This window comes from Bradyrhizobium sp. B124 (genome assembly GCF_038967635.1).
Taxonomy (GTDB): Bacteria; Pseudomonadota; Alphaproteobacteria; order Rhizobiales; family Xanthobacteraceae; genus Bradyrhizobium.
The window spans coordinates 4,546,832-4,558,362 of the sequence record NZ_CP152413.1 but is presented as its reverse complement, the minus strand read 5'-3'; the positions used below and the strand labels follow the sequence as shown (position 1 = coordinate 4,558,362).

The 11,531-nt window shown below is 65.1% G+C and carries 10 protein-coding genes; 4 read left to right on the top strand and 6 right to left on the bottom strand.

Features of this window, described 5'->3' with window-relative positions:
• Window positions 1–39: 39 nt before the first annotated feature.
• Together AAFG13_RS21855 and AAFG13_RS21850 are read right to left on the bottom strand one after the other, a co-directional pair.
• Window positions 40–1,851, bottom strand: coding sequence for a caspase family protein (locus AAFG13_RS21855; protein WP_212318222.1), 1,812 nt, complete (start codon window positions 1,849–1,851; stop codon window positions 40–42).
• 117 nt (window positions 1,852–1,968) lie between these two features.
• On the bottom strand, window positions 1,969–2,577 hold the full coding sequence (locus AAFG13_RS21850; protein ID WP_342713301.1) for a gamma-glutamylcyclotransferase: 609 nt from the start codon (window positions 2,575–2,577) through the stop codon (window positions 1,969–1,971).
• A 176-nt stretch (window positions 2,578–2,753) separates the two neighbouring features.
• Here AAFG13_RS21850 and AAFG13_RS21845 point away from each other — a divergent pair, with 176 nt between their 5' ends.
• Window positions 2,754–3,941 carry a DUF2125 domain-containing protein gene (locus AAFG13_RS21845; RefSeq protein ID WP_342713300.1) on the top strand — a complete coding sequence of 396 codons (1,188 nt, stop codon included), beginning with the start codon at window positions 2,754–2,756 and terminating at the stop codon, window positions 3,939–3,941.
• A gap of 108 nt (window positions 3,942–4,049) precedes the next feature.
• Here AAFG13_RS21845 and AAFG13_RS21840 read toward each other — a convergent pair whose 3' ends face one another.
• Window positions 4,050–4,367 (bottom strand): antibiotic biosynthesis monooxygenase, encoded by a 318-nt coding sequence (locus tag AAFG13_RS21840; RefSeq protein WP_212318216.1) that lies wholly within the window; start codon window positions 4,365–4,367, stop codon window positions 4,050–4,052.
• A gap of 318 nt (window positions 4,368–4,685) precedes the next feature.
• Between AAFG13_RS21840 and AAFG13_RS21835 the strand changes: the two genes are divergently transcribed.
• Both AAFG13_RS21835 and AAFG13_RS21830 read left to right on the top strand, forming a co-directional pair.
• On the top strand, window positions 4,686–6,254 hold the full coding sequence (locus AAFG13_RS21835) for a hypothetical protein (protein ID WP_342713299.1): 1,569 nt from the start codon (window positions 4,686–4,688) through the stop codon (window positions 6,252–6,254).
• Window positions 6,255–6,478: 224 nt separating this feature from the next.
• Window positions 6,479–6,994, top strand: coding sequence for a hypothetical protein (locus tag AAFG13_RS21830; protein WP_342713298.1), 516 nt, complete (start codon window positions 6,479–6,481; stop codon window positions 6,992–6,994).
• A 170-nt stretch (window positions 6,995–7,164) separates the two neighbouring features.
• On the opposite strand, the gene AAFG13_RS21825 is transcribed toward AAFG13_RS21830, so the two are convergent.
• Window positions 7,165–7,851, bottom strand: a complete 687-nt coding sequence (locus AAFG13_RS21825) for an outer membrane beta-barrel protein (RefSeq protein ID WP_342713297.1) — start codon at window positions 7,849–7,851, stop codon at window positions 7,165–7,167.
• A 221-nt stretch (window positions 7,852–8,072) separates the two neighbouring features.
• Here AAFG13_RS21825 and AAFG13_RS21820 point away from each other — a divergent pair, with 221 nt between their 5' ends.
• On the top strand, window positions 8,073–9,170 hold the full coding sequence (locus AAFG13_RS21820; RefSeq protein WP_342713296.1) for a MerR family transcriptional regulator: 1,098 nt from the start codon (window positions 8,073–8,075) through the stop codon (window positions 9,168–9,170).
• Window positions 9,171–9,485: 315 nt separating this feature from the next.
• Here AAFG13_RS21820 and AAFG13_RS21815 read toward each other — a convergent pair whose 3' ends face one another.
• Window positions 9,486–10,418 (bottom strand): prephenate/arogenate dehydrogenase family protein, encoded by a 933-nt coding sequence (locus AAFG13_RS21815; protein WP_212318211.1) that lies wholly within the window; start codon window positions 10,416–10,418, stop codon window positions 9,486–9,488.
• A gap of 8 nt (window positions 10,419–10,426) precedes the next feature.
• Entirely contained in the window at window positions 10,427–11,524 is a 1,098-nt protein-coding gene (gene hisC / locus AAFG13_RS21810; protein ID WP_342713295.1) for a histidinol-phosphate transaminase, read from the bottom strand.
• Between the last annotated feature and the right edge of the window lie 7 nt (window positions 11,525–11,531).

Sequence of the window (11,531 nt, the reverse complement as noted above, 5' to 3'; positions counted from 1 at the left end):
TACTCTCGATCGCATCGTTCTCGGCCGCGCGGACACGGATTACTTCGCCGCATTCTGGCTCGCGCTGACAAAGTAGAAATCCTCAGCTCCCGGCACCGAACCGTAGCTGAAGGGCTGCTGGCGCCGATCCGTCGCCGCCATGACGTCGTCGCGCACGAGGTCGAACAGCTTGCGGATCTCGATCCGCGGGGTCTGCATGCGCCTGATCAGGGCGGTCACGAACGGGCTGTGACCGCCGTCGCCGTCGAGCGCGACCTGGCCGTGCTTGGCGGCGTAGACGACCAGCGTGCCGCTGTCGGGTTCGACCTGGGCCAATCCCCTGCCGATCGAGCGTGATGCGACGGTGCGCTTGATCTGGTTGGCAAACGGATTGTCGCGGCAGGCATCGAGAATGACGAGGTGCAGCTTGCGGGCGCCTTCGGTGGCGCCCATCACCTGGGTCAGGGCGACGGCCTCGAACGACACGTCGCGGTCGGTGGCGAGTTTGGCGTCGACCGGCACCAGATAGTTCTCGCCCGCCATCTCCATGCCGTGGCCGGCATAGTAGATCACCGCCCAGTCGGCGCCGTCCGCCGCGCTGGCGAATGATTTGAGGGCCTCGACCAGGCTGTCCCGCGTCGCGTCGGTGACGAGGCGGACATCCTGAAAGCCCACCGCGCGCAACGTGTCGGCGATCGCCGCGGCGTCCTGGCCGGGGTTCGGCAGCACCGGGACGGAGCGGTATTTCGAGTTGCCGACGACCAGGGCGATGCGCCGTTCGGTCGTTGTTGCCTTCGGGCCCGCGCCGATCGGCGCGAGCGGAACGGCCGCGGCGAGCGCGGGGGCGGGCTTGACCGTGTCAGGTTTGGTCGCGACGTGATCGGCGACGACGCTCTTCTCCGTAGTGGCGACCTGATCCAGCCGTTGCAGGCCTTCCCTGGCGATGCGCTGGCCCTGCGTGCGGTCGAGCTGATCGAGGCCGATGACGTCGAGCGCGTGGCGGAAGTCGGTGCGCGCAGCGTCGATATCGCCCTTCTTCTCGTCGGCGAGACCGCGGCGTGCGTAATTCAGCGCGCCCTGTGCATTGAGTTGCGTGGCGTGGTCGTAGTCGCGCATCGCCTGGTCGAGCTCGCCCTTGCTGGCGAGCGTCAGGCCGCGCAGCGAGTAGAATTCGGCTTGCCCATCCTGGATGCCGATCGCGCGTTCGATATCGCGTGCGGCATGGTCGAGATCGCCGGCGCTGATCTCGACCACGGCCCGGCAATAATAGGGGCCGGCTGCGCGCGGCGCGAGCTTGATCGCATCCTGGCAATGCAGCGCCGCGAGCCGATCTTTGCCGCTGAAATCATAGACCAGCGCGCGATTGACATAGGCGTACCACGAGTTGGGATCGAGCTCGATGGACTTGCCGTAATCGGCCAGCGCGCGATCATAGTCCCCGGTGGCGACGAACAGCTCGGCGCGATTGTTGAACCAGCCGGCGCTGAACGGACCGGCAGGCTTGAGCCGGATGGCCTGATCGAAGTCGCTCAGCGCGCGGTCATAGTCTTGGTTTTGCAGATAGACCTTGGCCCGCTGGCCGTAGGAGGGCGCAAACGACGGATTGATCGCGATCGACTGATCGTAGTCCGATTTGGCTTTCGCCAGATCGCCCTTGTTATGCCAGGCGAGCGCCCGGTTGTAATAGGTGATCGCGAGGTCGCGTCCCCTGGGATTGGCCGCGATCAGGCGGGTGCAGGCGGGGATCGCGAGCTCCGGGTGCGGCTCCTTGGCGTCGCATGCCGCGCCATCCTCTCTCAGCCCGGCATAAGACGGGGTGTTCAGCAGCAACAGCAGGCCGAGTGCGGCGAGCTTCAGCAATGAGGGGCGCATTCCAGTCGTTCCATTCCAGCGATCGGAAATTGAAACCACAATATTGTTCGCGCCGTGGCAAAATTCCGCGAACCGGTTCCTCAATGCACGCGATCGACGCCAATGGCGCTGCCGCACTCAGGCCTGGTCGAGCCCGTCCGCCGCACGTGCATCGCGATGCAGCGTCGTGCCCGCGTCATGCAGCATCACCGCCAGCTGGTGCAGCGGCTGATCGCGAAAGCCCTGCTTCTCGATCGCGGCGACCGTCGAGAGCACATAATCGCGGTTGTTGCCGGAGCGACCGTGGCCCTGCTGCACCAGGCGCAGTTGCTCGGAAAGCGACAGCCGCCCGGCATATTGCACATGGCCGCGATCGACCACATAGGCCAGCGCACTGACGCGGTCGCGCGCTGCATTCTCCAGCCACACCGAGCGCATCACCTCGCGGTAGACGTTGGTGGTCTGCTCGCGCGCCCGCAAATAGGCGACGGTGTCGTGGCGCAGGCGGGCGGCGACGCGGAACGCGATGCCGCGGCAGGCGCCGCCGCGGTCGAGGCCGAGCACCAGGCCCGGCTTCTCCGGCGTGCCGCGGTGGTCGAACGAATAGACGCAGAGCGCGCGATGCTCGCCGATCAGCCGTGCCGGCACCTGCTCCAGGAACTCGAAGTCCGGCTTCCACATCAGCGAGCCGTAGCCGAACACCCAGAGGTCGCCGTCGGTTTCGGAATGGGGAGGAATTGCTGACATCGCGCAGATGGGCTAGCAGAACACGCCGTCGAAGCGAAGCAGATTCCGTGATGTTTCCAAGGGTTACGTAAGGGTTACGCAAAGGTTGCGCGAGGATTGCACAACAGGTGCGTAAGGGTTGCCCGCGGCCTGCTGCCGCTTCGATTTTGACAAATTCGCCCGCCAAAGGACGCCGCATGTCCGATTTGAACTCAGCCCCCCGCCGTCGCTCGCGCTTCGGCCTCTATGCCGTCCCTGTCGTGGTCCTGATCGCCGCGGTGCTGTGGAGCGGCTTCTGGTTCTTCGCCGCCTCGCAGGTCGGCGTGCAGGCCGATGCCTGGCGCGCGCAGGAGGCGACGGCCGGCCGGGTCTATGATTGCGACAAGCGCTCGGTGGCGGGGTACCCGTTTCGATTCGAGGTCCGTTGCACCGATCCGAGCGTGATGCTGGTGTCGCAGACCGCCTCGCCGCAGATGGCGTTCGTGGCGCGGCTGGCCGAAATCCTGGTCGTGGCACAGGTCTACGATCCCAAGCTCGTGATCGCCGAGTTCAAGGGACCGGCCACGATCGCCGAGCGCAACGCGCAGCCGACGCTACAAGTCAACTGGAGCCTGGGACGCTCCAGCGTGGTCGGCCTGCCGGCAGTGCCGCAGCGCGCCTCGCTGGTGTTCGACAATCTCGCCATCGACCGCACCGGCGGTCCCGCGCCGACGCCGCTGATGCGCGTCAATCACATCGAGCTGCACGGCAGGCAGGTCGACGGCTCGGCCCCGGACAGCCCCGCGATCGAGACCGTGCTGCAGATTGCCGGCGGCACCCTGCAGGACGTGCATCCGCTGCTCACCCAGCCGTTCAACGCCGACATCCATGCGCGGCTGAACGGCCTGAAGGATTTTTCGCCGAAGCCATGGCCGGATCGTTTCCGCGAGATCCAGGCGGCCGGCGGCAGCGTCGAGATCCAGCAGTCGCGGATCGAGCAGGGCGACGTGCTGTCGGTCGCGGCCGGCACGCTCCGCCTCAACGCGCAAGGCCGCATCGAGGGCGAACTGCAGATGACGGTCGCCGGCCTCGAGCGCGTCATTCCCGCGCTCGGCATCGACAAGATGCTGGAGGACGGCGTGCCGCAGGCGACGCTCGATCGCGTCGCGCCTGGTGTGAAGAGCCAGGACCTCAGCAATCTGTTCGGCGCGCTGGACCGCGCGATCCCCGGCCTCGGCAAGGTGATCAAGCAGAACGCCAATGCAGGCATCTCCGCCGGCATCAATTCGCTCGGCACCGAGGCCACGCTCGAAGGCAAGAAGGCGCGCAGCTTCCCGCTGCGCTTCGCCGATGGCGCGGTGTTTTTGGGACCGCTGAAAGTCGCGCAGATTCCGCCGCTGTTCTGAGCGGCGCAGCCCGAGAAGGGCGGGTTTGGCGAAGCCGTAACCCGCCGAGCAAGCCAACCAAACATGGCGGATTACGCTACGCTAATCCGCCCTACGCACTACGCACCGTTACGCATGCTCAAACGGGCCGACTTCGCGGATCACCTTGCAGATCTGCAGGAAGCCGCTGGCGTAGAATTCGGCATGTCCGCGCTGCATGGTTTCGACATGTTCCGGATGATGGCGCCAGGTCTCAAGCGCCTCTTCCGAGGCAAAGCGAAACAGGGTGAGCTCCTCGCCATCCGCCGCCTTGAACGATTTCACCGACAGGAATCCCGGAAGGCGGCTGACGATGTCGTACATGCGTTCGCCCAGCCGGCTGTATTCGTCGAGCGAGGCGTCATCCCGCAACTTCAGGTCACCGACCACAATGACTTCACCGATCATGTTGCTGTCCTTCGTCCTTCGAATGTCCATGGCAGCCTGAAGCAGGCGCCGAACGACAATTCGATCTCGCGACCGGTGTTGTTACATGTCCGCCGTCGCTCTCCGCAGGCTGAGAGGCGGATTGTGCTGCGCAAAATCCACCCTCCGCAGTGCATCGACACCTTAACCCCTCGCGCGCGATATCGTCCGTCGCGGCAAAACATTCCCGCGGCCGCGATGAGAAAAACGTGACCGGAATATTGCGGGCCGCCGCGAATATCAGTCCTCGAATACCGCTCTCTCTGGCCTGAGGAAACAACCTCGCGTGGGAGAGAAGCGATGCGAATTCTCGGGGGAATTCTGCTCGGCAGCATGCTGCTGTCGACTGGTTCTGCGTTTGCGGAAGACGATGCGTCCGAGCTGAAGGCGCTGAAGACGCGGCTCAAGCAGCTCGAACAGAAAATGGAAGTGCAGGCGCGCAAGGAGGAGGCGCTGGCGGCAAGACAGAGCGCAATGCAGAACACGCGTATGGCGGCCAAGGCGCCGGTGCCGTTCGATCCCTGCGCATCGGGCAAGCTCTGCTACAAGGGCGTCACCTTCACCTTCGGCGGCTGGGTCGATCTCACCGGCATCTATCGCACCCGCAATCTCGCTTCCGACACCGGCTCGGTCTACGCCTTCATTCCGTTCCCGCAGAGCAAGAACTTCAACACCGGCGAGTCGCGCTTCTCGGCGCGGCAGACCCGCTTCTCGGTGCTCGCGGAAGCCGAAATCTTCGCCAACACCCGCGTCGCCGGCTACGGCGAAATGGATTTCGAAGGCGCGGCGCAGACCGCGAACTCGGTCGCCACCAACTCGTTCAACCCGCGGCTGCGTCAGGCCAGCGTCGAGGTCAGCCGCACCGATCTCGGCCTGCACGTGCTTGCCGGTCAGAGCTGGTCGCTGAATGCGCCGAGCAAGTCCGGCATCGATCCGCGCGGGGTCGATGCGCCCGGCGTGATCGATTTCGAATCGGTGCCCGGCTTCCTTGCGGCGCGGCAGCCCGGCATTCGCGTCTGGCAGGACATCGGGCCCGAGTTCAAGCTCGCGGTCTCGGCGGAAAATCCGCAGACGTCGTTCTTCGGCGGCAACACCCCGCTGGTCGGCACGCCGGCGGTTGGGCCACAGGGCGTGCTCAACCCGAACCTCCTGGTCAACCTCACCGGGCCGGGCGGCAGCTTCTTCAACAACGCCAACAATGTCAGCCTCAATCACGTGCCTGATTTCACCGTGAAGGGTGCGTGGGATCCGCGGCTTGGGCCCTACAAGCTGCATGTCGAGGGCTGGGCGATGTATCGCGATTTCTACGATCGCTTCAACTTCGCAAATCACGACGTCAACACGGTGAGCTTCGGCGGGCATTTCTCGGCGGAGATCGTGCCGCAGCTCTTGGAGCTGCAGGGCTCGGCGTCGCACGGCGCGCTCGGCCGCTTCACGGCGACGCCGTTCCCGGATGCGACGGTGCGCCAGGACGGCTCGATCCAGCCGCTGCCGATCACGGCGTTCCTGCTCGGCACGGTCTGGCACACGACGCCGTCGCTCGATCTCTATGCCTATGCCGGCCTCGAGAAGACCAAGGCGACGTTCTCCAATGTCGGCACGGTGCCGTTCGGCTACGGCAATCCGCTCTACAACAATCTCGGATGCAACATCGAGAACTCGCCGGCGGCGACCTGCAACGGCAACACCTCGGAGGTCAGGCAATACACGGTCGGTTTCTACGACACGATCTTCAAGGGCGATTACGGGGCGATCAAGGCCGGCGTGCAGTATTCCTATAACCAGCGCTTCGCCTTCCAAGGTGTCGGCGGCGCGCCGAAGACCGACGACCACATCGTCATGACCCAGGTCCGCTACTACCCGTTCTAGGACTCCGGTTACCTCGCCCCGCGTGCGGGGAGAGGCGCAGGCCGCCTTCGGCGGCCGTCCTTAAGAACGCCGAAGCAGAGCTTCGGCTACGACGCATCGAAGATGCGATCTGGGTGAGGGGAGTCTCCGCGAGTTCGCTAGCCAGCATTGTTGCGGAGACGGCCCCTCACCCCAACCCTCCCCCCGTAAGAACGGGGAGAGGGAGCGTAGAGCTGGAAAGGAACATGCAGATGAGGATCGTGAGCAGCAAGGGGAGGGCCGTGATCGCCCGCGAACTGATGATGGTCAGCCGCGCCGCGCATGTGCTGCAGCGAACCGGCCTGGCGATGGCCGGTGCCATGGCCGGCACCTTCGTCGCCGCCCAGCTCGCGAAGGGGCACATCGCTTTCTTCGGTACGCTTGCCTTCATCGTGACGACGATCGTGATCGGTGCCGTCGGCTTCTATCTCGGCATCGATATTCCAAGGCCCGCCTTGCGCGCCACGGGGCGCATCGATGCCGTCGAGCTCATGAGCGCGGGCGGCATCTTCCTCGCCGCGCTGGCTGCGCTGGTGTCGGTCTATGGCATCGTATTCGACGAGATTCCGCCGCGCGCCTGGGAGTTCGTGATCGGCTCCTGGTGGTTCGGCGGCGACGTCATGCTGGCAACCGCCGGCCTCGTCGGCCGCCAGCGGCTGACCCAGAAGGTTGCGCCGATATCGGCGGCGGGGCCGATCCGGGATCAACGGTTGCGACGGTGAGGTTCGGCGCGGTGGTAGCTTAATCGTCATGCGCCCGGGCTTGTCCCGGCATCCACGTCTTGGGTTTCCAACGTGAAGAAAGACGTGGATGGCCGGGCATAGGCGAGCGGAAGCGACGCCGTTCTTCGAACGGCTAAGCCCGGCCATGACGGCCAGGCATCGAAAGCGCTCTAGCTACCCCAGCCGAAGCGGTAGTTGAAGCCTACCTTGACGGTATGCTCGTCGTCCCTGAACCGGACGCCGACGATCGTGGCGGGGCCGCCGGCGAAGCTGGTGTTGCCGAAGTTGTAGTACTGATACTCGGCCTTCGCGGACCAGTTCCGCGCGAACATGTATTCGAGACCGCCGCCGAGGGTAAAGCCGCCCCGGTGACTGCCATTGGTCGCAACGACCACCGGAATTCCGCCGGAGCTGGCGCTGATATTGAGGTTGTCGCGGACGGCGTAACCGCCCTTGGCGTAGAGAAGCGCGGGGCCCCAGGCGTAGCCGAGCCGGCCGGTGATCGAGCCAAGCTGATTGCTTGTTACCAGGGTGCCTGCCGGGAGGGTCGAGCCTTTGCCACCGTTACCGGTGAGCCCGCTAAACTGAACCTCGGCACCGATCACCCAGTTCGAGAACTGGTAGTCGAAGCCACCCTGCAAGCCGCCCAGGAATCGGGCCTTGTCCCCGCCGAGGCTGCTGTTGCCCGCGAAGGCACCACCAACGTGGCCGCCGATATAGAAGCCAGTCCAGTTATAGACCGCCTCCGGTGCCGTATAGGCCGGCGCCTTCGGATAGGTTCGCGCCGGAAGATCGGCCGCGAACGCGGGAGCCGCGCAGGCGATACCAGCGACCGCACCGAGCAGAAGCTTTTTCATGAGATTGGTTTCCCGTTGTTGTGGTTGTGTGGCGAGGCTGGAGAACCGTCGTTGATGCGCGCGTGTGTTGTGGCGACTTGCGCATTGAAGGGTCTTCCTGCCCCGCTTCTGACCTATGACCTTGGGGTCGGCTCAAGCGGTTTATCGCCTGCCGCGCCGAAAAAGGCCTTGAGCCGGACCTAAGGTCACATCGTAAGGTACGGGCGAAGGGGCCTCCGTCGATGAACGAGCCGAGAGACAAAGCCGACAGGGACGTTTTGCTGACTGCGGCAGAGTGCGCCGCTCGCATCGGTCTCACGGTACGCGGACTTCGGCTCTATGAGAGCCGCGGCCTGATTTCGCCGCGCCGCACGGCGAAGAGTTGGCGGCTCTATGGGGCTGCGGAGATCCGCCGGCTGCACGAGATCCTCGCGCTAAAGCGAATGGGGCTCAGCCTAGCGCAAATCGCCAAGCTTCTCGACGGCGGCGCGATCGATCTCGACCGAATCCTGGCCATGCAACAATCGTCGATCCTTGAACTGCGCAACCGCGCCGATGAGGGCCTTGCGCTGGTGAATGTGGCGCGTTTGAAGCTTTCTGCGGGCGGGTCGCTCTCGATCGCCGACCTCATTGCGCTGGCCAAAGAGACCAACATGGCCGAAGCATCCTTCGATGCCGTTGCGCAACGGCGCTACGAACAGGCCCGGCCCCGCGCTGCGATTCAAATCGATCCCGGCGTGATGGAGCGCTACGTCGGTCATTTTCGGTTTCAGACCGGCGGGCAGGTGGTCACGATCACACGCGATGGCGGTCATCTGTTCGCGAAGCCGCTCGGACAGTTCGCCTCGGAAATACATCCCGAAAGCGAGCACACGTTTTTTCTCAAGGTCACGGCGGCGCAGATTGCCTTCGCCGTCGAGCCGGATGGAATCGCGAACGCCCTGACGCTTCATCAAGGCGGGTTGACGCACAACGCGACCCGGATCGACGACGGGCAGGCCCAAGATGCGGCGACCGCGCTGGCAAAGAGGATCGATGACAAGACGCCGTCGCCGGGAACCGAGGAGGCGATCCGCCGCCTGATCATCCAGCACCAGCAAGGTGCCGTCGACTATGCCGGCATGAGCGACGTCATGGCGGCGGTGGCCCGCGAGCAGGCTCCGGCGATCATCGCCGCGCTGGACCTGGCCGGGGGCATGCAAACGATTCGCTTCAAGGGCGTCGGGCGAGACGGTTGGGATGTCTATGACGTCAGCTTCGCCAATGTCGACATGGAGTGGCGGATCATCTTGGCATCCGACGGAAAGATCGATGGAGTGCTGCTTCGGTCGTTGCCTTGAGCAGAAGCGAAGAAGCGGCGCTGAAGCTGTTCGGCAGGAATCGGGTGCGACAACATCAACCCGACGGGCAACACAGCAAAACCTGTCAGCCCTTCGACTCGGGCGGGTGATGACACCGAGATGAAGTGCGCAATGACGGTGCGTCGTATCGCGCGAGAACCATCCTCATCGTCGTCCTGGCGAAAGCCAGGACCCATTACCCCAAGTGTCAGTTGTCGTGCGACGCTGGGCTGCGGTCCCGTTCACAACCCAATGCGGTGGCAATGGGTCCTGGCTTTCGCCAGGACGACCAAGTGGAGAAAGCTGCGGGCTTGCCTACTTCTTCAAATTCGCATGCGGCCGGCCGAAATCGGGCGCGGCCGAATCCTGGCCGATCTCGACGATGCCGCGGCGGATGGCGCGGGTGCGGGTGAAGTGGTCGAACAGCGCGTCGCCGTCGCCGCGCCGGATCGCGCGGGTCAGCTTCGACAGATCCTCGGTGAAGGTGCCGAGCATCTCGAGCACGGCGTCCTTGTTGGCGAGGAACACGTCGCGCCACATCGTCGGGTCGGACGCTGCGATGCGGGTGAAGTCGCGGAAGCCGCCGGCGGAGAACTTGATGACCTCGGATTCGGTCACCTGCGCCAGCTCGTCGGCGGTGCCGACGATGGTGTAGGCGATCAGATGCGGCAGATGGCTGGTGATCGCAAGCACGAGGTCATGATGATCCGGCGTCATGATCTCGACCTTGGCGCCGAGCGCGGCCCAGAACGCGCGCAGCCGGTCGGTCGCCGCGGGATCGGTGCCTTCGGGCGGCGTCAGGATGCACCAGCGGTTGATGAAGAGCTCGGCGAAGCCGGAATCCGGTCCCGAATGCTCGGTGCCGGCCACCGGATGCGCCGGCACGAAGTGCACGCCGTCAGGCAGATGCGGCGCCATGTCCTTGACGACAGCGCCCTTCACCGAGCCGACGTCGGAGATAACAGCGCCGGGCTTGAGGTGGGCTGCGATCTCGGCCGCGACCGGGCCGCAGGCGCCGACGGGAATGCAGAGAATGACGAGATCGGCATCCTTCACCGCCTCGATATTGGTCTCGACGACACGATCGACGATGCCGAGCTCGGCGACGCGGGCGCGCGTCTTCGAAGAGCGCGCGGTGGTCACGATCTCGCCGACGAGGCCTTGCGCGCGCGCGCCGCGCGCGATCGAGCCGCCGATCAGGCCGAAGCCGATCAGGGCGATGCGGTTGAAGAGCGGAGCCGTGGTCACGTCGGTGTTCACTTTCCGGCCAGGAAGTCGCGCAAGCCCTCGACCACGAGGCGGTTGGCTTCCTCGGTGCCAATGGTCATGCGCAGCGCATGCGGCAGCTTGTAATTGTTGAGCGCGCGCAGCACGAGGCCGCGCCGCGTGAGATAGGCGTCGGCTTCCGCCGCGGTCCTGCCCGTGTCGGCCGGGAAGTGGATCAGCACGAAATTGGCGACGCTCGGCGTCACCTTGAGCCCGAGCTTGCCGATCTCCTCGGTCAGCCAGTTGCGCCACTGTTCGGTGTGGGTCCGCGACATCTGCACATGGGCAGAGTCCTCGATCGCCGCCACCGCCGCCAGCATCGCCGGCGTCGTGACGTTGAACGGACCGCGGATGCGGTTGCAGGCATCGACGATATGCGCCGGGCCGAACATCCAGCCGACCCGCAGCGCGGCAAGGCCGTGGATCTTCGAGAAGGTGTGCGTCACCACCGTGTTGTCGGTGGTCGCGACCAGCTCGATGCCGAGCTCGTAGTCGTTGCGCGAGACGTAGTCGGCATAGGCGGCGTCGAGCACCAGCAGCACGTGCGACGGAAGTTCGGCGCGCAGTCGCTTAACCTCGTCGAACGGGATATAGGTGCCGGTCGGATTGTTCGGGTTGGCGAGCCAGACCAGTTTCGTGCGCGGCGTCACCACCTTGAGGATGGCGTCGACGTCAGCGGTGAAATTGGTCTCGGCCGCGATCACGTTCTTGGCGCCATTCGCCATGGTGGCGATCGGGTAGACCAGGAAGCCGTGGGTGGTCGAGATCGCCTCGTCGCCGGGGGCGAGATAGGTGTGCGCCAGGAGATTGAGGATCTCGTCGGAGCCGGCGCCGCAGATGATGCGGTCGGGATCGAGCCCGTAGGCACGGCCGATGGCCTCGCGCAGCACCCGCGAGGTGCCTTCCGGATAGTCCTCGAGATGGTCAGCCGCGCCCTTGTAGGCCGCGATCGCCTTCGGAGACGGACCGAATGGCGTCTCGTTGGCGGACAGCTTGAACACCTTGCGGCCCGGTTCCGGCACCGGGCTCTTGCCGGGCGTGTAGGGCGCAATATCGAGGATGCCGGGATTCGGCACGGGGCGGGACATCATCAAC

Bases quoted from the DNA above. Each gene is read 5' to 3' on its own strand.
- AAFG13_RS21855 (WP_212318222.1), bottom strand. From the start codon at position 1,851: ATGCGCCCCTCATTGCTGAAGCTCGCCGCACTCGGCCTGCTGTTGCTG.
- AAFG13_RS21840 (WP_212318216.1), bottom strand. From the start codon at position 4,367: ATGATCGGTGAAGTCATTGTGGTCGGTGACCTGAAGTTGCGGGATGAC.
- AAFG13_RS21820 (WP_342713296.1), top strand. From the start codon at position 8,073: ATGAACGAGCCGAGAGACAAAGCCGACAGGGACGTTTTGCTGACTGCG.
- AAFG13_RS21845 (WP_342713300.1), top strand. From the start codon at position 2,754: ATGTCCGATTTGAACTCAGCCCCCCGCCGTCGCTCGCGCTTCGGCCTC.
- AAFG13_RS21835 (WP_342713299.1), top strand. From the start codon at position 4,686: ATGCGAATTCTCGGGGGAATTCTGCTCGGCAGCATGCTGCTGTCGACT.
- AAFG13_RS21850 (WP_342713301.1), bottom strand. From the start codon at position 2,577: ATGTCAGCAATTCCTCCCCATTCCGAAACCGACGGCGACCTCTGGGTG.
- AAFG13_RS21825 (WP_342713297.1), bottom strand. From the start codon at position 7,851: ATGAAAAAGCTTCTGCTCGGTGCGGTCGCTGGTATCGCCTGCGCGGCT.
- hisC (WP_342713295.1), bottom strand. From the start codon at position 11,524: ATGTCCCGCCCCGTGCCGAATCCCGGCATCCTCGATATTGCGCCCTAC.
- AAFG13_RS21830 (WP_342713298.1), top strand. From the start codon at position 6,479: ATGCAGATGAGGATCGTGAGCAGCAAGGGGAGGGCCGTGATCGCCCGC.